Origin of the sequence: Haematobacter genomosp. 1, from assembly GCF_002196855.1 — a bacterium.
Taxonomy (GTDB): domain Bacteria; phylum Pseudomonadota; class Alphaproteobacteria; order Rhodobacterales; family Rhodobacteraceae; genus Haematobacter.
This window is the reverse complement of sequence record NZ_NIPW01000025.1, coordinates 39,884-61,682: the sequence shown is the minus strand read 5'-3', so window position 1 is coordinate 61,682 and position 21,799 is coordinate 39,884. Positions and strand designations below refer to the sequence as shown.

The window sequence follows — 21,799 nt, the reverse complement described above, 5'->3', positions numbered from 1 at the left end:
GCGGCATGAAGGAAAACAAACGTAGCCTTGGTCGTGGACTTTCGGCGCTGATGGCGGATGTTCAGGTTGAGCCTCAATCGGTGAAGCGTCGTGCGGAACTATTGATTCCGGTCGAGAAAATCGTACCCAACCCGGATCAACCTCGCCGGGATTTTTCGGGCGAGGCGCTGGAAGATCTGGCGAACTCAATTCGGGAAAAGGGCATCATCCAGCCGCTTATCGTGCGGGAGCGGCCGGGGGGCACATATGAAATTGTTGCGGGGGAGCGCCGCTGGCGAGCCGCGCAGATTGCGCAGCTTCACGAAATTCCAGTTATAATTCGGGACTTTAGCGACACAGAGGTTCTGGAAGTCGCTATTATTGAGAATATACAGCGCGCGGATCTGAATGCCGTGGAAGAGGCTCTTGGGTATCGGCAACTCATGGACCGTTTCGGGCATACTCAGGAGCGCCTGGCAGAAGCCCTTGGCAAGAGCCGCAGCTATATCGCGAACCTGTTGCGCCTTCTTCAACTACCTGAAGAAGTGCTGAAATGGGTGAGAGAAGGTCTGCTCAGCGCTGGCCATGCCCGCGCGTTGATCACGGTGGCCGATCCCATTGCGATGGGCCGTCGTGTGATTGCTGAAGGGCTGTCGGTTCGCGAAACAGAGAAGCTGGCACAGAAACAGGCAACTCCCAAAGAGGCCCGTCCGCGTTCGGAAAAAGATGCCGACACTCGTGCGCTGGAAACGGATCTTGGTGCAACTTTGGGAATGCGAGTCGAAATCGCCCATCGCACGGGGCAGGGGAACGGGCAACTTACCATTCGCTACGCTTCGCTTGAGCAGCTGGACGATCTCTGCCGTATTCTTACGTCTTCGGCTCCGGCCGAGTCCATATGAATATACTGACAAGTGTCAGGATTGCTCCCTGCGCCACGAGTGCCCAGGCAGGCAATCCGACAAAGGCGCTGACAAAGGCGAAGCCGACCGCCATGGACAGCACGGCTATCCATTTCGTCTGACGTCGAATAGCCCGGTTCGCCTCCCAGTCTCTGAGCGGCGGGCCGAAGATGCGATGAGTCATCAGCCACGCATGCATCCGCTCTGAGGAGCGGCCAAAGCAAAAGGCTGCCACAATCAGAAAGGGAACGGTCGGCATGATCGGCAGGACCGCGCCCACAAAGCCCAGCAGCACGAACAACCCGCCGAATATCAGCCACAAGATGCGCATCGCTACCCCGGCAACAGGTCGCGGATAATGCCGTTCAGCACCATTCGGCCCCGCACCGTAGCGCGCAGGCGACCGCCCTGTCGTTCGAGCAATCCGAGTTCCTCCAACGACAGGATTGCCGCCTCATCGAGCGGTTTGCCCATGAGATTCTCATAGCGTAGAGAGTCCATCCCTTCCGCCAGTCGGAGGCTCATCATCAGATACTCGGCCGCCTGTTCTTCTGCGGGCAGAGGGATGCGGGACGCTTCACCGTTTCCAAACCTTTCCACCTTTTCCAGCCACGCGCCGGGCTGGAGAGGCGTGTCTGTGGCGAATCGGCCTGCCTGATTGCTCAACCGGCCATGGGCGCCGGGGCCGACACCCGCATAGTCGCCGTAACGCCAGTAGATCAGGTTGTGCTGGGATTGCGCATCCTCTGCGGCGTGATTGGAAATCTCATAGCCCGGAAGACCGGCCGAGGCGCAGGTATCCTGCGTCGCGGCATACAGATCGGCGGAGAGATCTTCATCGGGCAGGCCGCGCAGACCGCCCGCAGCGTGCCGTGCCCCAAAAGCCGTACCATCCTCGATGGTGAGCTGGTAAAGCGACAGGTGATCAATCGCCATGGAAAGCGCCTCGCCAAGTTCGGCCTGCCACTCGGACAGACCCTGATCCTGACGGGCATAGATAAGATCGAAACTGACCTTGTCGAAGGTATCCCGCGCAATGGTGAACGCCTTGCGCGCTTCGCTCGCCGTGTGCAGCCGTCCCAGACGGCGCAGATGCTCGTCATTCAGCGACTGGATACCCATTGAAAGCCGGTTTACCCCGGCCTCGTGGTAGCCACGGAAGCGATCGGCTTCTGCAGAAGTCGGGTTCGCCTCCAGTGTGATCTCTATGTCATTGGCAAAGGGCCAGACGCTACGGGCCGCTTCCAGCACACCGGCGACCGTCTCTGGTGCCATCAACGACGGTGTTCCGCCTCCGAAGAACACGGTGTTGAGGACACGCCCCGGGGCATCTTGCGACAAACGCCGGATTTCGCTTTCGTAGGCGGCAAGCCATCTCTTCTGATCGACCTCCCGCGCCACGTGGGAGTTGAAGTCGCAGTAGGGACATTTCGCCTGACAGAACGGCCAATGGACATACAGCCCGAAGCCCGCGTTTCGCCAGTCTTCCGATGCGGTGAAGCTCATCCGCGCAGCGCCGTGACCTCAATCTCCACGAGCATTTCGGGATGGATGAGGTCTGCAAAGACCATGGTCGCCGCAGGGCGGATCTCACCAAACGCCGCAGCCAGCGCCGGAGCGAGATCATCCACCAGCCCCCGGTTGGTCACGGTATATTGAACGCGGACGACATCGGAGAGGTCAAACCCGGCGTCGGCAAGCGCCTGCCGGATGACGTTCAGGGCGTTTTCTGCCTGCCGCGCGATATCGGGCAGAAAGCGTCCGTCACTCTCCGCCCCGGTGCAGCCGGAAACGAAGCACCAGTCACCGGCCACGACAGCGCGCGAATAGCCGATCACCGCCTCATAGGGGGAGCCGCTGCTGATACGCTTTTTCATGTGAAGCACCCTTCCACCAGTTTGCGGAACGCCTCGGCACGATGGCTGATGCGATTCTTTTCCGACGTCTCCATCTCTGCGAATGTGGTGTCCCGGCCCGTCGGTTGGAAGATGGGGTCGTAGCCATGGCCGTTGTCGCCCCGCGGGGGCCAGACGATCTGCCCGGGCATCACGCCCTCGAAGGCCTCGTCATGCCCGTCCGGCCAGGCCAGAACGAGCGTGGAGACAAAGCGCGCCGTCCAGGGCTGTGGAGCATTCCGCTCCTCCAGCAGGTCATGGACCTTCCGCATCGCCATCGGGAAGTCCCGGCCATTTTCCGTCTCTGCCCAATCGGCTGTATGTACGCCCGGCGCCCCATTGAGGCCATCAACCTGAACGCCGGAATCGTCTGCAAGCGCCGGAAGACCGGTTGCCTTTGCCGCCGCATGGGCCTTGATCCGTGCGTTGCCGACGAAAGTCTCCTCCGTCTCCTCGGGCACTGGCAGGGCCATCTGCGCCGCGCCGGTGACCGCCACGCCATAGGGGCGCAGCAGTTCCGCGATTTCTTCCAGCTTGCCGGAATTATGCGTGGCGACCAGAAGGCGATCGGAGGTGAACTTCCTCATGCGACCGCGACTTTCTGCGCTTCTATCAGGGTTTTGACGCCGGATTCTGCGAGGTCGAGCAGGCCGAACATCTCCTCCCGAGAGAAGGTGGCGCCTTCCGCCGACATCTGAACCTCGACGAGGCGGCCTTTGCCCGTGATCACAAAATTCCCGTCGGTGCCTGCTTCGCTGTCTTCCGCATAGTCGAGATCCAGCAGGGCCTGACCCGCATAGATGCCACAGCTCACGGCGGCGACATGATCCATGATCGGGTCGCTTGTGATCACACCCGCCTTCAGCAGCTTGTTGACGGCGAGGCGGAGCGCGACCCAGCCGCCGGTAATTGCGGCGCAGCGGGTGCCGCCATCTGCCTGAAGCACATCGCAATCCACCGTGATCTGCCGCTCTCCCAGAGCCACCCGGTCAACCGCTGCGCGGAGCGACCGGCCGATCAGCCGCTGGATCTCCTGCGTGCGGCCGGACTGCTTGCCCTGCGCGGCTTCCCGGCGCGAGCGGGTGTGGGTGGACCGGGGGAGCATGCCGTATTCCGCCGTCACCCAACCCAGTCCCGTGTTGCGCAGGAAGGGCGGCGGCTTGTCCTCTACAGAGGCGGTGCAGAGCACATGGGTGTTCCCGACCTTGATGAGGCAGGAGCCTTCTGCATGTCGCGTGAAACCCGGTTCGATTGAAATCGGGCGCAATTCGCTTACCTGTCTGCCGGAGGGGCGCATGGAAAATCCTCTCGTCATCTCATGTCGGGCTGGTTTCCGCGCCAGTTACAGGGCGCCCCCCTCACTATGCAACCCCGATCGACGTATCGCCGATTGACGATCGGCCGCGTCGATTCTTAAATCGTCTGCGGAAGTGCCATGCAGGACGGATCGAAAATTCTCTCTCAACTCAATGATCGCTCGCGGGAGGTGTTCCGGCGGGTTGTGGAGTCGTATCTGCAGAACGGCGAGCCCATCGGGTCACGCACGCTGACCCGCGCCATGAGTCAGCCGATCTCTGCCGCGACCATTCGCAACGTGATGCAGGACCTGGAGCTGCTCGGACTTCTGGACAGTCCACATGTCTCCGCGGGGCGCATTCCCACGCAGCTTGGCCTTCGGATGTTCGTGGACGGTTTCATGGAAATCGGCACGGTGGAGACGGCGGACCGCCAGCGGATCGAAGCGAATTTCGCCCCCGGCTCCGGTGAGGTCAGCAGTGTGCTGGACCGGGTGGGTTTCGCGCTCTCGGGGATCACGCAGGGGGCGAGCCTCGTGCTGATGCCGAAGCATGAAGCGCCGGTGCGTCACATCGATTTCGTCAGCCTGGCACCGGACAGGGCGCTGGTGGTTCTGGTGTTCTCCGACGGGCAGGTGGAGAATCGCATTTTCACCCCACCGGCGGGTCAGACCCCTTCCTCCATGCGGGAGGCGGCCAATTTCCTGAACGCGCTGCTGGAGGGCCGGACGCTGTCGGAATTGCGGGTCAGCATTCGTCAGCAGATGGAGACGCGGCGGCAGGAACTCGACACGCTTTCGCGTGAGCTGGTGGAAAGCGGCGTCGCGCTCTGGGACGATCATGGCGAGAGCTATGAGCGGCTGATCGTGCGGGGCCAGTCCAACCTCCTGTCGAACTCAGACGACCTGGAACGGATTCGCAGCCTGTTCGACGATCTGGAGCGGAAACGCGATCTGGCCGAGTTTCTGGAGCTTGCCGAGGAGGGGGAGGGCGTGCGCATCTTTATCGGATCGGAGAACAAGCTTTTCTCACTTTCGGGTTCCTCTCTCGTGGTGTCTCCCTATATGAACGCTGACCGTAAGATCATCGGCGCCGTGGGTGTGATCGGCCCGACGCGGTTGAATTATGGCCGGATCGTCCCGATTGTGGACTACACGGCGCAGCTCGTCGGCAAGCTCATGTCCGACCGGGCGAAAGGATAGGGAATGGCAGAAGAAAAGATCGATGGTGTGACGGACGGCGCGGATGAGGCGCTGGAAGCCAGCTTCGAGGCAGAGCTTGAGCAGGTGAAAGCCGAGCGTGACGAATTCCGCGACCGCTTCATGCGAACTTTGGCGGATGCGGAGAATTCCCGCAAGCGCTCTGAAAGGGATCGCCGGGAGGCGGAGCATTACGGCGGCACCAAGCTCGCCCGTGACATGCTGCCGGTCTATGACAGCCTGAAGCGGGCGCTCGACCATGTGACGGATGAACAGCGCACGACGTCGGCCGCCTTCATCGAGGGGGTGGAGTTGACGCTGCGAGAGCTGCGCAACATCTTCTCCAAACACGGCATCACGGTGATTTCCCCCGCTGTGGGCGACACCTTCGATCCGCAAATCCATCAGGCGATGTTCGAGGCGCCGGTCCCCAATGTCGCCGCCGGCGGCATCATCCAGGTCATGGGCGAAGGCTTCATGATCCATGATCGTCTGCTGCGACCGGCTCAGGTAGGTGTCTCCTCCACTCCCGCCAGCAAGGTTCAATAAGATCAAAGCCCCCAGATGGGGGCTTTTTCATGTCCTCAAGGCTTTTTTCAGTTGGAGGCCGAAGCCTCTCCCGTTCGGCTTTCCCGCAACGACGCCACCATGGCGGCGGTCACCGGCGCGGCGTCGTTCGTCCAGGCCTGGCGCAGGAACGTCGCGAGTTCCGCCACCTCGGCATCCGACAGGCGATGGCCGAAGTCGGGCATCCGCAGACGATAGGGCCTGATCTCGGTGGAGGGCGCGGTGGAGCCGTGCAGGATGACCTCGATGAGCCCGGTGGGAGAGGGCGCATTGACCAGGAAATTGCCATCAAGCTCCGGGAAGACCTCATCCGCGCCCTTGCCGCTGACGAAATGGCAGGCCCCGCAATTGTCTAGGTAGAGCCGCGCGCCAAGGGGCATGTCCCGCGTCGGATGGGTCAGCAGAGCGACCGTCGGTGCGGGATCCCGTACGGGACGAGGATCGGCCGGATCTGCAATGGACTTCAGATAGGCGACCATCGCGTCCAGATCGCTTTCCGTCCAGTGCTGGGTCGATTCTTCCACCACAAGCGACATCTCTCCCGTCACCGCCGCATGGGCGCTCCGGCCGCTGGCAAAGAGCATCTTGAGCTGCTCCGCGCTCCAGAGAGCCACGGGGCTTTTGGCTCCGCGCAGGTCGGGCGCTGTCCAACCGTCGATCTCTCCGCCGCGCAGGAAGCTCTCGCTCGAGGCATCCGTGCCGTCCTGCGCCATGACGAGGTTCCGGGGGGTGTGACAGGCCCCGCAATGGCCCGGCCCCTCCACGAGATAGGCGCCGCGGGCAACTTGTGGATCCTCCGTATGGGGACGGAAGCCGGGCTGCTCCAGCGCCACCCAGTTCCAGGCCCGGATGCCCCAACGCTGGTTGAAGGGGAAGGGTAGGCTCGTCTCGGGCCCCTGATGGTGCACGGGGACCACTTCTTCGGTGAAGTAGTGGTAGAGCGCGCGGACATCCTCCTCCGTCAGCTTGCGGTAGTTCTCATAGGGCATCGCGGGGTACAGATGCGCGCCATCCGCGCGGATGCCGTCGTAGAGCGCCGCGCGGAACTGATCGAGCGTATAGCGCCCGATACCGGTGTCGGGGTCGGGCGTGATGTTCGTGGAGTAGATCGTGCCGAGCGGGCTGTCTATCGGTCGCCCTCCCGCGAAGCGCTCACCGCCGTCGGCAGTATGACATGCGGCGCAATCCCCCAGATACATCGCATATTCCCCCGCCCCTGAGGGAATCTCGTAATCGGCGGGCAGAGTGGTGAGCGGCGTCGGGCGGTGCGGCACGAAGATCATCGCCAGCGCGACCACGACCCCGATGAGCGCGAGGCCGAGGAGCAGGCGCAGAAACGTCAGCATGGCGCGACCTCCTCAGACCAGCGGGCGGGGGTTGGAAAGATACTCGGTGCGGATCGCGTGCGCCGCCCAATAGGCCAGTGCGCCCACAAGACCGGTGGGGTTGTACTGGATGTTCTGCGGAAAGGCCGATGCCCCCATCACGAAGACGTTGTGCTTGTCCCATGTCTGGAGATAGCGGTTCACCGCCGAAAGCGACGGATCCGCCCCCATGATCGCCCCGCCGACGTTATGCGTGGTCTGGTAGGGCCGCACGTCGTAACGGCTCGCATGGGTCATGTAGGAGGAGGTCTGGAAGTCGGGAGCCATCGACTCGGCGATGGGTTCGATCTTTGATTTCATGAACTGCGTCATGCGGATATCGTTCGGCTTCCAGTCGAAGGTCATCCTGAGGAGCGGGCGCCCGAACCGGTCCTTGTAGGTCGGATCGAGGTCGAGATAGGTATCCCGATAGGACATGTTGGACCCGTGGGATCCGATGGACATGGAGCGCCCGTACCATTCCTTCACGCCGCTCTTCCAGCCGCTGCCCCATTTCGGCGTTTCGGGCGGCAGGCTCATGGAGCGTATCGGCTGGCCATTGGTGATCCCTGCGGAGATGTAGCTGCCGCCGATGAATCCCTCGCGCCCGAAATCGATCTGGCTGATGGCGAAATCGTCGATACACATGCCGTTCGAGCCCGCTCCGACGAACGGGTTGAAATTGCGCTCCCGGAAAAAGAGCGAGGTATCCCCCATGACCTGATAGGCATAGTTGCGCCCGGTGACGCCCTCCCCGCTGGCCGGGTCATACGGCCTGCCGATGCCAGACAGCAGCATGAGATGCACATTGTGAAACTGGTAGGCGCAGAGAACGACCAGATCGGCGGGCTGAAACACCTCCTCCTGCGTCGCTTCGTCGAAATAGGTGACGCCGGTCGCGGTCTTGCCGTCGGGGGCAAGCTCCACGCGCATCACTTCTGCTTCCGTGCGATAGGAAAAGTTGGGCTTCCGCCGCAGCGCGTCCAGAATGCAGGTCTGCGGCGCGGACTTGGAGTAGTTCAGACAGCCGTAGCGTTCGCAGAACCCGCAGAAGTTGCAGGGGCCAAGCTGCATCCCGTATTCGTTCACATAGGAGCGGGAGGCATTGCCCGCGGGGCGCGGAAAGGGATGATAGCCCATGGCGCGCGCCGCCTCTGCGAACATCGTGGCGTCCAGCGTCTGCGGCAGTGCGGGCATGGGATAATCGCGGGAGCGGGGGGCCTCAAACGGATTGCCGCCCGGAATGATCTGCCCGCGTATGTTGCCCGCCTTGCCGGAAATGCCCGCCATGTATTCGAACCGGTCGAAGAACGGCTCCAGCTCCGCATAGGTGAGAGGATAGTCGTAAAGATCCATGCCCGCGGGAATGATCCCCTCGCCCCAGTTCTCGCGCACATAGGAGCGCAGGCGGAATTCGTTCTCCATCGGCCGCCAGTTCTGGCCGTTCCAGTGAACCCCGGCCCCTCCCACCCCGTCGCCGGGCAGGAAGGAGCCGAGCTGCCGATAGGGCAGCGCCTGCTCCGTCAGCGTGCGCCGGATCGTCAGGGTGGAGCGAGCGGGCTTCTGCATGAGTTCGAGCCGCACGCCATAGCGCAATTCGTCGATGATGTTGGGATACTGGAAATCCGGCACGGTCGCCCGGTCCTTGCCGCGCTCGAGCGCGACGACCTCCAACCCCTCGGTTGCGAGCTCCATGCCAAGGATGGCACCTGTCCATCCGAGCCCCACGATGACCGCGTCCTTCTTCTTCTCGGTGCGTGCCATCGCTCAGGCCCTGTCGCCGGAGATCGACACGGGGCCGAGCGGATAGGGCACATCCCGTTGATCAATCCATTCCAGAAAGCTGCCGCGCGCGCCGGGAAAGCCGATATGCACCCAGGCCTGCATTCCATGGTTGCCGCCATACATCGGGTCCGCGAAATACCCCTCCTTCGTATTCTGGAGAAGAAGGTCGCCGAAATCCCGCATCTCCGGCGGCAGCGGAACCTTTCCCGCCATCAGTGCCGTGATCGCCTCATCCTGCTCTGCGGCGGCGAGGTCGGCAAAGGCCGCGCTCTTCTGGCGGATGCACCAGTCGTTGAAGATCGGGATTGCGCCCCGGTAAATCTGCGCGGGCGACAGCGGGCTCTGATAGCCGAGATGCGGATCGGCATCGGGCACATGGGGCCCCCGCATGTAGAGGGTCGCAGCCCTGCCGAAGTCGCCCGAGAGCTGGCGGTCGATGAATACCGGCACCCGCGCCTCTATCGCCCCCGGCCCCTCGCCTTCCGAAGGGATGAGCCGTGCCACGGCCGCCAGGATGAAGACCCATTCCGCGTCGCTGAGAAAGACGCGCTGATAGCGGTCGAGCGGGGGGACATCCTCCGTCCGCCCGAACTCTGCCCGGGCCAGCGCTGGCCGGGCAAAAGCCGCAACCGTGACGCCGACCGCCCCGCCCTGAAGAAAGCCGCGTCGTGTGGCGGAGAGGTCGCGCGTCGAGCGTGGGGGCATGGGGTGTCCTTTTGGGCTGGGCAAGAGGCCTCTGGCGATATGCGGGGAGGGCTGCCGCTCGAAGGCAGACCCACGCCCCCAACGCCGGAACGCGGGGCGGGTTCCGCAGGCAGGCCGCCCGATCTGGAACATTTCGGCCAGAGTGCCTATCTGCCAGAAAACCATTGAGGAATTCCCATGGCACAGGCTCTGGAACTCGGTCTCGACACGTTCGGGGACGTCATGAATACTGCCGCCGGCGGGCCGGAAACCCACGCGCAGACAATCCGTAACGTGGTGGAGGAAGGGGTTCTGGCCGATAGCCTCGGCCTCGACTTCTTTGGGGTCGGGGAACATCACCGCGCCGATTTCGCCGTCTCCGCTCCGGAAGTGGTTCTGGCCGCCATCGCCGCGCGAACCGAACGGATCCGCCTTGGCTCCGCCGTCACGGTGCTGTCCTCGGATGAGCCGGTGCGGGTGTTTCAGCGGTTCTCCACGCTCGACGCCATCTCCGGCGGGCGGGCGGAGGTGATCGTGGGGCGCGGCTCCTTCACTGAGAGCTTTCCGCTCTTCGGCTATCCGATGGACCAATACGAGCGGCTTTTCGAGGAGAAGCTCGCGCTCTTTGCCGAGCTGGCGAAGGGCGGGCCGGTCACCTGGCAGGGCAGCGTACGTGCGCCGCTGAAGAACACCGAGGTGTTTCCGCCGCTGGAGCAGGGGCCGCTGCGCACCTGGGTCGGGGTCGGCGGCAGCCCGGAATCGGTCGTGCGCGCGGCGAGCTATGATCTGCCGATGATGCTGGCGGTCATCGGCGGCGATCCGAAACGCTTCCGCCCCTACGTGGACCTTTATCACAAGGTTTTTGCCCAGACGGGCGCGCCGGTGCAGCCGGTGGGGATGCATTCGCCCGGCTATGTCGGGGTGGATGACGAAACCGCCAAGGCGGAGTTCTTCGGCCCCTATGCGGAGATGCACGACCGGATCGGCGCGGGCCGGGGCTGGCCGCCGCTCCGGCGCGAGGATTTCGAGCGGGAGGTGGAGCAGGGCGCGCTCTGCGTCGGCGGGCCGGAGACAGTGGCCCGCAAGATCGCCCGCTCGGTGAAGGCTCTGGGCCTTGTGCGGTTCGACCTGAAATATTCCGCCGGACCGCTGCCGCATGACAATCTGATGCGCTGTATCGAACTTTACGGAACCCGTGTCGCACCGATGGTGCGGGACATGCTGGCCTGACCCCAAGCTGGCCTGACCTTCAGCCGCCAAACCCCGGATCGGGCGATGTTTTTGGGAACCATCCCTGCTCTCGCCCGTTCATGACCCGGCAGTGCTCTCCCCGCAAGACGCGGAGAGCCTGCCTTTGTCCGGAGGTTTCATGGTCAAGATGCTTATCGTTCCCGGTCTGGGAGGCGCGCCTGCGCCGCACTGGCAGCACTGGTTGGCAAGCACCGTTCCCGGTGCGCTTCTGGTAGAACAGTTGGAGTGGCATCGACCCTGTCCCCGGCAATGGGAGGTGGAACTTGCCGGTATTCTGCTTCAGCACCCGGGGGCGGTTCTGGTCGGCCATGGTCTGGGCGCCTCGCTGATTGCGCGCGTGATCGCCTCCTGGCCGCAGATCAGGGCCGGGGGCGCATTGCTGGTCGCTCCGCGGGGGCTGGAGATTTTCGCGCCGCCAAAATTGCCGCTGAACGTTCCCGCCGTGCTGGTCGCCAGCCGCAATGACCCCGCGCTGCCATGGCTGAACGCCCGGCGGCTTGCCGAGATATGGCAGGCCGATATGCTCGATCTCGGCCATGCGGGCGGGATCGACAGCGACAGCGGCTACGGCCCGTGGCCGCTCGCCCGCCATCTAGCGCAGCAGCTGGTGACGGAAGGGGGCGGGCTGCGCACGCTTCCCTGAAGGATTGCGCATGGGGGCTGGAAATCCTCCCGCCCCTCTGCTCTCTTGTCCACCGCGGCGGGGAGCAAGGATTGACGACGTGAAGGTTATCGGCCTCAGGCTGCTGTTTCTCGCGCTGATCCTTCTCGCATGGCAGATCACGGCCGAGAGGCTTCCACCGGGTCTGTTCGCGACGCCGCTTGCCACGCTATCGGCTGCGCGCCGGCTGTTTGCCGATGGCGAACTCACGACCGCGCTTCTGGCGAGCCTGCGGGTTTACCTGCTCGGTACGATCAGCGCGGGTGTCGTGGGGATCGTCGTGGGCGTGCTCATGGGCGTGGTGCGACCGCTCGGGCGCATGCTGGACATCTTTGTCTATGCCTTGGCCGCGACCCCCCGCGTGGCATTCGTGCCCCTCATCATCGTGCTCCTTGGGCTGGGGGTGGAGGCGAAGGCCTTCATCGTCTTCATGGGGGCGGTGATGCCCGTGATCCTCAACGCCTATACCGGCGTCTCCGAGGCCGATCCCGATCTGGTGGAAATGGCCCGCGCGACCGGTGCGTCGCCGGGACGGATCTTTTTGCATGTCATCCTTCCGGGTTCCTTGCCGATCCTGATGGTAGGGCTCAGGCTCGGTGCAACGATCGGGTTGATAAACACGGTCGTGGCGGAGCTTTACACCGCGGTGACAGGGCTTGGCGGCCTGCTGGCGATCTATGGCAACTCCTTTCGGATGGCCGAGTATTTCGTCGTCGTGCTCACTCTGTCTCTGGTGGGCGTTGCGGTCACGGAGACGCTCCGTCATCTGGAGAACCGGCTGACGCGGTGGAGAACCGCATCGGCCCGTTAAGGCGAGGGAAAGATGGGGAGAGGAAAACAGATGACTGTCAGAGCTTTGTGCGCGGCGGGCGCCGTCGCTATCCTGCTAGCAGTACCCGCGATCGCAGCACCCTTTCGGGTGATCGTGACCGATATGGAAACACCGCTGGTTCCCAATTCGGTCATGGAGCTGGCGAAGAGCGAGGGGTATTTCGACCGCGCCGGGGTGGATGTGGAATTCGTGCGCGTGCAGCAGACCCCGCTTGCCATTGCCGCGCTGCGCTCGGGTGAGGGGGAGATGGCCAATGTCGGGGTGGAGGCCCTCCTTCAGCTCCGCCTGCAGGGAGTGGACGACCTGCGCGCCGTGACTTCGCCCAACAAGGCGCTTCCCTACATGATCGTCGCCTCCGGTCTGACCTCCACGTCAGAGCTTCCGGGCAAGGCTTTCGGGATCGGGCGCATCGGCAGCGTGGATCACCTGCTCTCACTCCGGGTGCTGGCGGCAAAGGGGGTAGACCCGACCACGGTGGATCTCGTGCCGCTCGGGCAGCCGAACGTGCGGGCGCAGGCGCTTGTGGCGGGGCGGATCGCGGCGACAACCATGTCGATCGGCACCTTCCTGTCCATACCGGAGGCGGATCGCCTGTCCGTGCTGGTCGGGGTTGAGGATTTCTACGCCGCCGCGCCCGTCGTCTCCAAGGTCAATGCCGTCACGACGGCCGTGCTGGAGCGGCGTGGAGAGGAAGTCCGCGCGGTCATCGAGGCGATGACCCTCGCCGCGCGGGATTTCGCCGCCGACCCCGCGACATGGGTTGCAGCGATGGAGAAGGCCCGCCCCGACGTGTCCCACGAAACGCTCGTCAAGCTCGGTCAGGCCTTCGCGCAGAGCTGGAGCGTGAACGGCGGTCTGGAGAAGGCGGAGCTGGACACCACGGTGGACTGGCTTTGGGAGACCGAAGATTTCGCCGGCAAACCCCGGCCGGCAATGGAAAGCTGGGTGGATTTCGGACCTGAGGACGCCGTGTTGGGCAGGATCGGAGTGGCAGAGGGTCGGGACAGCCCCAGCAGATGATGGCTCCCGCAGATGATCGCCTGCCGATGACGAGTGCCGATCCCTACCTTGCCTTTGAGCATGTGTCGCACAGTTTCGCGGGCTCGCCCGCGGCGGCCTTGTCTGACATCAACCTCACGGCCCGGCAGGGGGAGACGGTCGTCCTGCTTGGCCCCTCGGGCTGCGGCAAGACCACGCTGCTGCGCATCGCCGCCGGACTGGTGCGGCCCACGGGCGGGAGGGTGCTAGTCCGGGGGAAGCGTCCGGTACCGGGCGTTGAAAGCGCGATCGTCTTTCAGTCCTTCCGCCTTCTGCCGTGGAAGACCGTCGCGGGAAACGTGGCCTTCGCGCTTCCCGACCTGCCCGAGGTGCTGCGTGCAGAGCGCGTTCGGCGTTATGTTGATCTCGTCGGACTGACCCGGTTCGCCGACGCCTATCCGGCACAGCTTTCCGGCGGCATGCGCCAACGCACCGCGCTGGCGCGGGCTTTGGCGCGCGAGCCGGGGCTTTTGCTGATGGATGAGCCTTTCGCCAGCCTCGATGCCCAGTCACGTGAGCTCATGCAGGCGGAGACGATGCGCCTGACGGAAAGCGCGGCGCATGGCCCTGCGATCCTCTTTGTCACACATAGCGTGGATGAGGCGCTGTTGGTGGGCGACAGGGTGGTGCTGCTGTCGCCGCGACCGGGGCGGGTGGCAGAGGTCATCGATGTTCCGTTCCCCCGCCCGCGCTGGCGGCGCGATCCACGGGGAGAGCCGGAATTCGGCACACTTCGCCGCTATCTATGGGAACGGCTGCGCAGCATGGTGCTGACGGATCCGGCGTCGGATTTCTACGGCCGCCTTGCGGAGTAGCGGGGTCGGGCTCCTGCCGCGTGGCATGGACGGTGCCCGTCGAAAGACGGGTTCAGAGAGGGATGCGTTGCGCCTCTCCCAGCACCTCCGCCAGAACGGACGCAGCCAGCGTCCGGGGATCGCGCGCGGAAGGGATGAGACCGACCGGGCCGCGTGCCCGGGCAATATCCGCCTCGCTCACCCCCAGTTCGCGCATCCGTGCCGATCGCACGCGGCGTGCCCGCTGGCTGCCGAGGGCGCCGATATAGAAGGCGGTCGTCGTCAGCGCACCCTTCAGGATCTCCGGCTCCCAATCGTGATCGTGGAAGAACAGGACGATTGCCGTCCACGGATCGACCGCGACATCGGGCATGATCGGGCGCGGAAGGGCGGTCACGACGGCGCCGGAGCCGAGGAGGCTCTCGGGGTCCGGAGAAAACGCCTCGATGGGCCAGCCTGCACTTCGCACGAAGGCCGCGAAGGTGGCGGCCTCCGGCCCCCGGCCGAATACGAGAAACCGTAGATCAGGCGTAAGGGACAGGTGGAATCGGTCGCCCTCAAGCCCGGTCGCCGCCCTGCCCGCGGGCTCTTCCAAAAGGCGTCCGTCGGGCTCGACCACGAGAGAGATCGTTTTGCGCGCCTCCCGCGCCGCCACCGCTCTGGCAAGAACCGCCTGGTCGGGGCGGGGCAGGATCAGGATGTCCAGCCCGCCTCCGCAGGGCAGCTCTATGTCCATGAAGGGCGAGCCTGCGCCATAACGCAACCTGCGCGGAGCGCCATCCGTCAGGGCTTCGGCAGCGTGAAGTGCCACATCACCGTCGATGCAGCCCGAGGACAGCATCCCTATGCGCCCGCCCCCCGGCAACACGGCCATCATCGCGCCGACGGGCCGATAGGACGGCCCCTCCACATGGGTGATGATCGCAAGCGCACCCTCCGGTGCGGCGGAAAGCGAGGCCAGCGGGTCTTCGGCGCGGGCGCTGGCAAAGATCGTATCGGCCATGGCTTGCTCCTTGATCAGCGGGCGGCTCGGTGGCGCATGTATCGGCAAATATGGGGATGCCGCAGAAATTCGCCACCACTTTCTCTTTCACCGCCAAGGATAGGGGGTTGCACCCCGAAACCCCGGAGATAAGGCTTCGGCCCAGAAAAGGAGATACCCATGACCTCTGCTCCCGATTTCGATGAGGTAATCGACCGCCGCGGCACGCATTCCTCAAAGTGGGACATGATGAGCCGGAACTACGGGGTGCCTGCCGACAGCGGCATCGCGATGTGGGTGGCGGACATGGATTTCCGTCCTCCCGAAGCGGTGCAGCGGGCGATCGAAAGCATGGCGCGGCACGGTGTCTATGGCTATTTCGGCGATGACGGGGCTTATCTTGAGGCGATCCGCTGGTGGATGGCCGAACGGCACCACTGGGATGTCGCGCCCGAGGCCATCATGACCACGCACGGGTTGGTGAACGCCACGGGTCTCTGCGTGCAGACATGGACGGAACCGGGCGATGGTGTCGTGCTGTTCACGCCGGTGTACCACGCCTTTGCCCGCGTCATCCGCGCCGCCGGGAGAGAGGTGGTGGAATGCCCCCTGGCGCTGGACGACGGCCGTTACGTGCCCGATTTCGCCGCTGCGGATGCAAGGATGACCGGGCGGGAAAAGATGATGATCCTGTGTTCGCCGCACAATCCGGGCGGTCGTGTCTGGACGGTGGAGGAGTTGCGCGGCTTTGCCGATTTCGCCAAGCGGCACGGCCTGATCCTCGTCTCGGACGAAATCCACCACGATCTGGTCTATCCGGGGCAGAAGCATACGGCCATGCCGCTGGCCGCGCCGGACATCCTCGACCGTCTGGTGATGATGACCGCTACGACCAAGACCTTCAACATCGCCGGCGCCCATACCGGCAATGTGATCATCCCCGACCCGCATCTGCGCAAGCAGTTTCAGGCGACGCTGGGCGCGATGGGGATCTCGCCCAACAGCTTCGGTCTGCACATGGCCACCGCCGCCTATTCACCCGAGGGCGCGGCCTGGGTGGATGATCTGATGACCTATCTCGACGGCAACCGCCGGCTTTTCGATGAAGGCCTTTCGGCCATTCCGGGGCTTTTCTCCATGCCGCTGGAGGCGACCTATCTTGCTTGGGTGGATTTCACCGGTCTTGGCATGAGCGAGGCCGAAGTGCTGCGGCGGGTGGAGGGAGAGGCGGGTATCGCGGCCAATCACGGCACCACCTTCGGGCGGGGCGGGGACGGCTTCCTCCGCTTCAACCTCGCCACGCCGCGCAGCCGGGTGGAGGAGGCTGTGGACCGTCTCCGCCGCGTCTTTGCCGATATCCAGTAGCTGACAGGCTGCTGAATGAACTCTGAAGTCTGATACTTGCTCTGAAAATCAGGAAATCTGCCCGGGAATGACCCGGAATGTGTCAGATCATGAAACGGTTTTCGCTCCGGTACAGATCTGAAGGCTTGTTTCAGCAGCCGTTCAACAGGGTGCTGAAACAGTATTCCGAGGTTGCTCCGGGGTGGAGAGCTTCCCTACATGGGTGAAGATCTCCCCGGAAACCGCAGGTTTCGGCTCGTGACTGGACCGCTTTTCTGGTTTTCGGCGCATGGCCGGGGAGGCCCACGACTTTTTCCAGCGGCCCGCTAACAGGCTGCTGAAAAAGGTTTTTTGGCCTGTGTTGGAGTGGAAATCGTTCGCAATCCGACGAAGTCCAGCCGGAAATCTTTATACTTCCGGGCGTTTCCGGACCGATTTTCCGATTTCCGACACATAGGCATGACCGTTCGGACTTTTCCGCAGCCTGCTAAAGGCCGATCCGATCGAGGGCCGCATCCAGCGGCCCCCAGTCCTCCAGTACAAGGCGAACGGGCAGGGTGAGCACGCTGGAGCGGAAGGAGGCGGGCAACCGCGCCGCGTCCTTTTCCGTCGTGACGAGCTGCAACGCCCCTGTCCGCGCATCTGCCGCAAGCCGGTTGAGCAGCGGGGCTGAAAAGGCCGCATGATCCGGCAGAGCCTCCGCCCGCACGATCTCTGCGCCAAGCGAGCGCAGCGTGGCGAAGAACTTTTCGGGACGTCCGATCCCCGCAAAGGCCAGAACGCGAAGCCCCGCCCAGTCCATCCCGGTCTGAAGCGGGATCAGCGCACCGCGCAGCCGGGGCATCGGGATGTCCGCCCCCCATTGGCCATCGAATCGTGCCTGCGCAGCGGCATCGCCGATCGTCAGAAGCAGGTCCGCCCGCTTCAGTCCCTTCGCCACCGGCTCCCGCAGCGGCCCGGCGGGCAGGACGCGGCCATTGCCAAACCCCGTCGCCGCATCGGCGACCACGAGGGAGAGGGACTTGGCAACGGCAGGGTTCTGCAATCCGTCGTCCAGCAGCACGGCTTTCATTCCGCCCTCGATGGCCGCCCTTACCCCTGCCGCTCTGTCGCGCGCCACCCAGACCGGCCCGAAGGCGGCGAGCAGCAGAGGTTCGTCACCCACCTCCTCCGCCCGGTGGCGGGTGGGATCGACCCGGACCGGGCCGGGAAGCCTGCCGCCATAACCGCGAGAGACCACGCCCGCCGTTACGCCGCGCTCCGCCAGACGTTGGAGAAGCGCGATGACGGTCGGCGTCTTTCCCGTGCCGCCCGCGTTGATATTGCCCACGCAGATCACCGGGACATCCGGTTGAAGCTCGGGCGCGCGCGCGACACGCCGCGCAGTGGCGGAGGCGTAGATGCAGCCCAGTGGGCCAAGGAGCCGCGCACGCCAGTCCGGCCGATCCGGTGCAGTGAACCAGAACCTCGGTGCCTGCATCAACCCGCCCCGCCGATCTTAGCCGCCGCGGCCTCATCAAGCGCGCGGAGCAGAAGCTCCACGACCCGATCAGTGACCTCGGCGCCGCTGGACGTCACTTCCCACGCGTTGTGGGCCATCTGCGCCGCCCGGTCGGGAGCCAGCAACTCGCTGAGCGCGCTGCCGAATTCCGGCGCCCCCCGCAGCACCCGCGCCGCGCCTCCGCGCCCCAGCCGGGCATAGGCTGCCGTATGGGGGCCGGTCTTTGGTCCGTGCAGGATGGCGGAGCCGAGCGCAGCGGCCTCGTACGGATGCCGCGGCGTGCCCTTGCCCGAAAGCGTGCCGCCGAAATAGGTCACGGGAGCAAGGCGATACCACAGGCCAAGCTCCCCCTCCGTATCCGCGATATAGATCTGCTCTGCCTCCACCGGCTCCTCCTCCCGCGAGCGGAGCGCCACGTCCCAACCGTCGTCCTGAAGGCGACGGGCAAGGGAGGGGCCGTTTTCCGGGTCTTCGGGAACCACGATCATCATGAGGCGGTGCCGCAACCCCAGAGCCGCACGGTGCGCGGCGATGGCCACGGCCTCCTCCGCCTCGGGCAGGCCCACGGCGAGCCAGACGGGACGCGCGCGGAGCATATTGGCGAGATCGTCACGCTCCGCCTCGGTGCAGGGGAGCGCGCCATGCCCCTCCTCCAGACGGCCCGAGATTTCCACCTGCTCAGGGCGCGCGCCCATGCGCCGCCAGTGCCGGAGCGCGGCTTCGTCCTGCACCAGTATCCTGGAAATCCGACGCAGCATCGCGCGGGAAACGCCGGGCCACCAGCGCCAGCCGCCCCGGGCCGGCGCGCTCACCCCGTCGATAACGATGATCGGGGTTCCGCGGCGATGGCCGGCATCGATCACCGCGGGCACCAGCTCTCCGCCGACGAGAACGATCAGCCCGGGCTGCCAGTGTTCCAGAAACCGGGAGGCCGCGGCCTCCGTCTGGGGGCTCGCCGTGCCGGTCTCCTCGCCCGTCATCACCACCTGAGCGGCAGGACGAACGCGGCGGAGGCGGCGGACAAGCTCATCCGCCGCGGCCCGATGGCCGGCGGAGGCCAGATGGAACCACAGGACAGTCCCCTCAGGCCGTGCGGGAAGGAGTGCCCCCGCGTCGGAAGCGCCGGGCGGAGGGGCCGCCCCGATCCGCAGATAGGTGCGCAGCGCAAAGGATCCGCCGGTTTTCCCGGCAGCTATCGGTTTCGCATCCGCCGTGGCGGAAGGCAGGTTTTCCGCCCGTGAAGCCTGTGCGCCGAGGTCAGCCACCGAGCTCCTCGGTCGTGCTCGTTTCGCGCTCCTCATCGCGCAGGCGATGGAGATGCGCGATGAAGTAGCGGGTCTGGGCTTCGTCCACCGTGCGCTGTGCGGCCGATTTCCATGCCGAATAGGCGGAAGCGTAGTCCGGGAAGATGCCGACGATATCAATCGCCTTCACATCGCTGAAAACGGTTGAGGAGACATCTTTCAGCTCTCCCCCGAACACGAGATGCAGGCGTTGCATGGGCGGTCCTTCCAGACTTGTTGAGGATGGCGGAAGTTACGACATGTGCCCGCGCGCCTCAAGGGAGGCTGGTTCACGGATCGGGCAGCAGCCCGTCCAGCAGCTTGCCCTGCAGTTCGGGCGAGGCGGCGACGATGCCCGGCACCAGCGGGACGCGCCGGTTGAACCGGGGTTGCTCTCCGCGCCGGTCCGTCACCACGGCACCCGCCCGTGCGGCGATCAGGGCCCCCGCTGCCATATCCCATTCCCAGGTGTCGCGGAGCACGACCAGCGCGTCGAACCGCCCTTCCGCGATCAGGCAGAGGCGGAAGGCGATGGAGGCGCGGAATACCTGCCGCATCGGCGGGATCAATCCGCCCCGCCACATGCCGGATTGAAGCACGGGCCGGGTCGCGAGGATCGTGCCACCGGACGGATCCGTCCGCCCGCTGGCTCCGATGGGCACGCCGTTCAGCGCCGCCGGTCCGTCGGCTGTGGCGGTATAGAGCGCGGACATCTGTGGAAGATACACGACGCCCGCGATCACGCGCCCTTCCTCCGCCACAGCGATGGAATGGGCAAAGCTCGGCTCTCCCGCCATGAAGGAGCGTGTGCCGTCGATGGGATCCACGATGAACACCCGACGTGCACCAAGGCGAGCCTCGCTGTCGTCACTTTCCTCCGACAGCCAGCCATACTCGGGCCGCGCCGTGGTCAGCTGCTCCCGAAGCATCCGGTTGACGGCGAGATCCGCCTCCGTCACCGGCCCCGCGCCGCCCGGTTTCTCCCATGCCTCCGGCTCTCGGCGCCAGTAGCGGGAGGAGATCTCCCCCGCCCGCTGCGCCGCGTCGATCAGAAGGGCGAGGTCATGATCCGGCAACCGTCATTTCCCCGACGAAAAGGCTCGGCACCACGCGGGACAGGTGAGTGCGCGCGTCATTGGCCGGAACGATCCGCGCCAGCATGTCGCGCAGGTTTCCCGCGATGGTGCATTCGTTCACCGGATAGGCGATCTGGCCGCCCTCCACCCAGAATCCCGATGCGCCGCGCGAATAATCCCCCGTATTGGGATTGATCGTGGCCCCGATGAAGGAGGTGACCAGAAGCCCGGTTCCCATGGCGGCAAGCAGCTCGTCGCGCGTGGCCTGCCCCTGGCTCAGCGTGACGTTGGTGACGCCGGGAGAGGGGGGGGCGCTGGTGCCGCGCACGGCATTCCCCGTGCTTTCCATGCCGAGCTGCCGCCCCGTGGCGAGATCAAGCGTCCAGCCCGTCAGCACCCCGTCGCGCACGATCTGGCGGGAGCGGGCGGGCAGACCCTCCGCGTCGAAGGGGCGGGAGCCGAAAACGCCGGGGCGGAGCGGGTCTTCGGTAAGGCTCATCGCCTCCGGCAGCACGACCTCTCCCAGCGCGTTGCGCAGCCAGGAAGAACCGCGAGCGATGGCGCTGCCGTTCACCGCCTCCAGCAGGTGCCCGATGAGCGAACTCGAGATCCGCTCGTCGAACAGCACCGGGAACATGCCCGTCGCCGGCTTCCGCGCGCCGGCGCGGCCGAGCGTTCGTTCCGCCGCGATGCGGCCCACGGTTTCGGCGCTGTCCATGTCGGCCAGTCGGACGCGGCTGTCGGCATAGTAATCCCGCTCCATGCCGGTGCCCGTCCCGGTGATGGCGAGGCAGGAGAGGGAATGCCAGGACCGCACATAGCCCCCCGAGAACCCGTTGCTCGTGGCGAGATGGATGCGGCGCACCCCCGCCGTGGCAGAGCTTTCCGCCTGTTCGATACCGGTGTGCGAGAGCGCTGCGGCCTCCGCCTCCCGCGCGCGGCTTTCAAGATCGGCGGGCGTAGGTGGTTCCTCCTCCGCCGAAAGTTCCAGCGCCGCCGTGTCCCAGTCCCGCGCCAGTTGCCCGGGCTCCGCGAGGCCGACCCAGCGATCCTCCGGCGCGGCGCGCGCCATGGCGACGGCGCGTTCGGCGATCTCGTCCAGCGTGCGCGCGCTGACGTCGGAGGCGGAGACGCAGGCCTGCCGCTTGCCGATCAGCACGCGGAGACCGATCTCCACCCCGTCGGAGCGGGACGCCTGCTCCAGCCGCCCGTGACGGACATCCACCTCCACGCTGGAGCCGTCCACGGCGAGGGCATCCGCCGCCTCCGCCCCTGCGCGGCGGGCCGCGTCCAGCACCGCCACGGTCAGTTTCTCAAGATCCGCCATTCTTTCGGGCCTCCATTACCGTTCTGAGGTAGGCCACCCC

The 21,799-nt window shown here is 65.1% G+C and carries 23 protein-coding genes; 9 read left to right on the top strand and 14 right to left on the bottom strand.

Annotation, left to right across the window (positions count from 1 at the left end):
- Positions 1 to 5 precede the first annotated feature (5 nt).
- The gene (locus CDV49_RS13325) at positions 6 to 881 is read left to right on the top strand and encodes a ParB/RepB/Spo0J family partition protein (RefSeq protein WP_088215919.1); all 876 of its coding nucleotides are present in this window, start codon (positions 6 to 8) and stop codon (positions 879 to 881) included.
- On the opposite strand, the gene CDV49_RS13320 is transcribed toward CDV49_RS13325, so the two are convergent.
- From CDV49_RS13320 to rph, 5 genes are read right to left on the bottom strand one after another with little or no spacing between them, the layout of a single operon-like run.
- A complete protein-coding gene (locus CDV49_RS13320; RefSeq protein WP_088215918.1) occupies positions 850 to 1,212 on the bottom strand; it encodes a YbaN family protein in 363 nt (120 codons plus the stop codon). The genes CDV49_RS13325 and CDV49_RS13320 overlap by 32 nt on opposite strands.
- A gap of 2 nt (positions 1,213 to 1,214) precedes the next feature.
- Entirely contained in the window at positions 1,215 to 2,387 is a 1,173-nt protein-coding gene (gene hemW, locus CDV49_RS13315; RefSeq protein WP_088215917.1) for a radical SAM family heme chaperone HemW, read from the bottom strand.
- Entirely contained in the window at positions 2,384 to 2,758 is a 375-nt protein-coding gene (locus CDV49_RS13310; RefSeq protein WP_088215916.1) for a RidA family protein, read from the bottom strand. Before CDV49_RS13310 ends, hemW begins: the two co-directional genes overlap by 4 nt.
- Positions 2,755 to 3,363 (bottom strand): RdgB/HAM1 family non-canonical purine NTP pyrophosphatase, encoded by a 609-nt coding sequence (gene rdgB, locus CDV49_RS13305; RefSeq protein ID WP_088215915.1) that lies wholly within the window; start codon positions 3,361 to 3,363, stop codon positions 2,755 to 2,757. The genes CDV49_RS13310 and rdgB overlap by 4 nt, the downstream gene beginning before the upstream one ends.
- Positions 3,360 to 4,073, bottom strand: a complete 714-nt coding sequence (rph, locus tag CDV49_RS13300) for a ribonuclease PH (protein ID WP_035743380.1) — start codon at positions 4,071 to 4,073, stop codon at positions 3,360 to 3,362. Before rph ends, rdgB begins: the two co-directional genes overlap by 4 nt.
- Positions 4,074 to 4,211: 138 nt before the next feature.
- Between rph and hrcA the strand changes: the two genes are divergently transcribed.
- A complete protein-coding gene (gene hrcA / locus CDV49_RS13295; protein ID WP_088215914.1) occupies positions 4,212 to 5,273 on the top strand; it encodes a heat-inducible transcriptional repressor HrcA in 1,062 nt (353 codons plus the stop codon).
- A 3-nt stretch (positions 5,274 to 5,276) separates the two neighbouring features.
- A complete protein-coding gene (locus CDV49_RS13290) occupies positions 5,277 to 5,819 on the top strand; it encodes a nucleotide exchange factor GrpE (RefSeq protein WP_088215913.1) in 543 nt (180 codons plus the stop codon).
- A 47-nt stretch (positions 5,820 to 5,866) separates the two neighbouring features.
- On the opposite strand, the gene CDV49_RS13285 is transcribed toward CDV49_RS13290, so the two are convergent.
- The 3 genes from CDV49_RS13285 to CDV49_RS13275 are packed head-to-tail and all read right to left on the bottom strand — an operon-like array spanning position 5,867 to position 9,691.
- Positions 5,867 to 7,183, bottom strand: coding sequence for a cytochrome c (locus CDV49_RS13285; RefSeq protein ID WP_088215912.1), 1,317 nt, complete (start codon positions 7,181 to 7,183; stop codon positions 5,867 to 5,869).
- A gap of 12 nt (positions 7,184 to 7,195) precedes the next feature.
- On the bottom strand, positions 7,196 to 8,965 hold the full coding sequence (locus tag CDV49_RS13280) for a GMC family oxidoreductase (protein WP_088215911.1): 1,770 nt from the start codon (positions 8,963 to 8,965) through the stop codon (positions 7,196 to 7,198).
- Between the two features lie 3 nt (positions 8,966 to 8,968).
- Positions 8,969 to 9,691, bottom strand: a complete 723-nt coding sequence (locus CDV49_RS13275) for a gluconate 2-dehydrogenase subunit 3 family protein (protein ID WP_088215910.1) — start codon at positions 9,689 to 9,691, stop codon at positions 8,969 to 8,971.
- A gap of 177 nt (positions 9,692 to 9,868) precedes the next feature.
- Here CDV49_RS13275 and CDV49_RS13270 point away from each other — a divergent pair, with 177 nt between their 5' ends.
- The 5 genes from CDV49_RS13270 (at position 9,869) to CDV49_RS13250 (ending at position 14,267) form a co-directional block, all read left to right on the top strand.
- The gene (locus CDV49_RS13270) at positions 9,869 to 10,900 is read left to right on the top strand and encodes an LLM class flavin-dependent oxidoreductase (protein ID WP_088215909.1); all 1,032 of its coding nucleotides are present in this window, start codon (positions 9,869 to 9,871) and stop codon (positions 10,898 to 10,900) included.
- Positions 10,901 to 11,039: 139 nt separating this feature from the next.
- Positions 11,040 to 11,564, top strand: coding sequence for an RBBP9/YdeN family alpha/beta hydrolase (locus CDV49_RS13265; RefSeq protein ID WP_088215908.1), 525 nt, complete (start codon positions 11,040 to 11,042; stop codon positions 11,562 to 11,564).
- 79 nt (positions 11,565 to 11,643) lie between these two features.
- A complete protein-coding gene (locus tag CDV49_RS13260) occupies positions 11,644 to 12,393 on the top strand; it encodes an ABC transporter permease (RefSeq protein WP_256947341.1) in 750 nt (249 codons plus the stop codon).
- A 30-nt stretch (positions 12,394 to 12,423) separates the two neighbouring features.
- Positions 12,424 to 13,434, top strand: a complete 1,011-nt coding sequence (locus CDV49_RS13255; protein ID WP_088215906.1) for an ABC transporter substrate-binding protein — start codon at positions 12,424 to 12,426, stop codon at positions 13,432 to 13,434.
- 26 nt (positions 13,435 to 13,460) lie between these two features.
- A complete protein-coding gene (locus CDV49_RS13250; protein ID WP_088215966.1) occupies positions 13,461 to 14,267 on the top strand; it encodes an ABC transporter ATP-binding protein in 807 nt (268 codons plus the stop codon).
- A 52-nt stretch (positions 14,268 to 14,319) separates the two neighbouring features.
- Here the strand turns inward: CDV49_RS13250 and CDV49_RS13245 are convergent, their stop codons facing one another.
- Positions 14,320 to 15,249, bottom strand: coding sequence for an XdhC family protein (locus CDV49_RS13245; RefSeq protein WP_088215905.1), 930 nt, complete (start codon positions 15,247 to 15,249; stop codon positions 14,320 to 14,322).
- Positions 15,250 to 15,408: 159 nt separating this feature from the next.
- Here CDV49_RS13245 and CDV49_RS13240 point away from each other — a divergent pair, with 159 nt between their 5' ends.
- Entirely contained in the window at positions 15,409 to 16,593 is a 1,185-nt protein-coding gene (locus CDV49_RS13240; RefSeq protein WP_088215904.1) for a MalY/PatB family protein, read from the top strand.
- Between the two features lie 466 nt (positions 16,594 to 17,059).
- On the opposite strand, the gene lpxK is transcribed toward CDV49_RS13240, so the two are convergent.
- The 5 genes from lpxK to CDV49_RS13215 form a co-directional block, all read right to left on the bottom strand.
- A complete protein-coding gene (lpxK, locus tag CDV49_RS13235; RefSeq protein ID WP_088215903.1) occupies positions 17,060 to 18,052 on the bottom strand; it encodes a tetraacyldisaccharide 4'-kinase in 993 nt (330 codons plus the stop codon).
- Entirely contained in the window at positions 18,052 to 19,338 is a 1,287-nt protein-coding gene (locus CDV49_RS13230) for a 3-deoxy-D-manno-octulosonic acid transferase (RefSeq protein WP_179209205.1), read from the bottom strand. Before CDV49_RS13230 ends, lpxK begins: the two co-directional genes overlap by 1 nt.
- Positions 19,331 to 19,573, bottom strand: a complete 243-nt coding sequence (locus CDV49_RS13225; RefSeq protein ID WP_035712519.1) for a DUF4170 domain-containing protein — start codon at positions 19,571 to 19,573, stop codon at positions 19,331 to 19,333. Before CDV49_RS13225 ends, CDV49_RS13230 begins: the two co-directional genes overlap by 8 nt.
- Positions 19,574 to 19,646: 73 nt before the next feature.
- A complete protein-coding gene (locus tag CDV49_RS13220) occupies positions 19,647 to 20,432 on the bottom strand; it encodes a 3'(2'),5'-bisphosphate nucleotidase CysQ (protein ID WP_088215901.1) in 786 nt (261 codons plus the stop codon).
- Positions 20,419 to 21,759: a TldD/PmbA family protein gene (locus CDV49_RS13215; RefSeq protein WP_088215900.1), complete on the bottom strand. Its 1,341-nt coding sequence runs from the start codon at positions 21,757 to 21,759 to the stop codon at positions 20,419 to 20,421. The genes CDV49_RS13220 and CDV49_RS13215 overlap by 14 nt, the downstream gene beginning before the upstream one ends.
- Positions 21,760 to 21,799: the final 40 nt, after the last annotated feature.

Coding starts and splice junctions, on each gene's coding strand:
- lpxK (WP_088215903.1), bottom strand. CDS start 18,052: ATGCAGGCACCGAGGTTCTGGTTCACTGCACCGGATCGGCCGGACTGG.
- CDV49_RS13275 (WP_088215910.1), bottom strand. CDS start 9,691: ATGCCCCCACGCTCGACGCGCGACCTCTCCGCCACACGACGCGGCTTT.
- CDV49_RS13225 (WP_035712519.1), bottom strand. CDS start 19,573: ATGCAACGCCTGCATCTCGTGTTCGGGGGAGAGCTGAAAGATGTCTCC.
- CDV49_RS13265 (WP_088215908.1), top strand. CDS start 11,040: ATGGTCAAGATGCTTATCGTTCCCGGTCTGGGAGGCGCGCCTGCGCCG.
- hrcA (WP_088215914.1), top strand. CDS start 4,212: ATGCAGGACGGATCGAAAATTCTCTCTCAACTCAATGATCGCTCGCGG.
- CDV49_RS13240 (WP_088215904.1), top strand. CDS start 15,409: ATGACCTCTGCTCCCGATTTCGATGAGGTAATCGACCGCCGCGGCACG.
- CDV49_RS13270 (WP_088215909.1), top strand. CDS start 9,869: ATGGCACAGGCTCTGGAACTCGGTCTCGACACGTTCGGGGACGTCATG.
- CDV49_RS13255 (WP_088215906.1), top strand. CDS start 12,424: ATGACTGTCAGAGCTTTGTGCGCGGCGGGCGCCGTCGCTATCCTGCTA.
- CDV49_RS13245 (WP_088215905.1), bottom strand. CDS start 15,249: ATGGCCGATACGATCTTTGCCAGCGCCCGCGCCGAAGACCCGCTGGCC.
- CDV49_RS13285 (WP_088215912.1), bottom strand. CDS start 7,183: ATGCTGACGTTTCTGCGCCTGCTCCTCGGCCTCGCGCTCATCGGGGTC.
- CDV49_RS13320 (WP_088215918.1), bottom strand. CDS start 1,212: ATGCGCATCTTGTGGCTGATATTCGGCGGGTTGTTCGTGCTGCTGGGC.
- CDV49_RS13290 (WP_088215913.1), top strand. CDS start 5,277: ATGGCAGAAGAAAAGATCGATGGTGTGACGGACGGCGCGGATGAGGCG.
- rph (WP_035743380.1), bottom strand. CDS start 4,073: ATGCGCCCCTCCGGCAGACAGGTAAGCGAATTGCGCCCGATTTCAATC.
- rdgB (WP_088215915.1), bottom strand. CDS start 3,363: ATGAGGAAGTTCACCTCCGATCGCCTTCTGGTCGCCACGCATAATTCC.
- CDV49_RS13215 (WP_088215900.1), bottom strand. CDS start 21,759: ATGGCGGATCTTGAGAAACTGACCGTGGCGGTGCTGGACGCGGCCCGC.
- hemW (WP_088215917.1), bottom strand. CDS start 2,387: ATGAGCTTCACCGCATCGGAAGACTGGCGAAACGCGGGCTTCGGGCTG.
- CDV49_RS13325 (WP_088215919.1), top strand. CDS start 6: ATGAAGGAAAACAAACGTAGCCTTGGTCGTGGACTTTCGGCGCTGATG.
- CDV49_RS13280 (WP_088215911.1), bottom strand. CDS start 8,965: ATGGCACGCACCGAGAAGAAGAAGGACGCGGTCATCGTGGGGCTCGGA.
- CDV49_RS13250 (WP_088215966.1), top strand. CDS start 13,461: ATGACGAGTGCCGATCCCTACCTTGCCTTTGAGCATGTGTCGCACAGT.
- CDV49_RS13310 (WP_088215916.1), bottom strand. CDS start 2,758: ATGAAAAAGCGTATCAGCAGCGGCTCCCCCTATGAGGCGGTGATCGGC.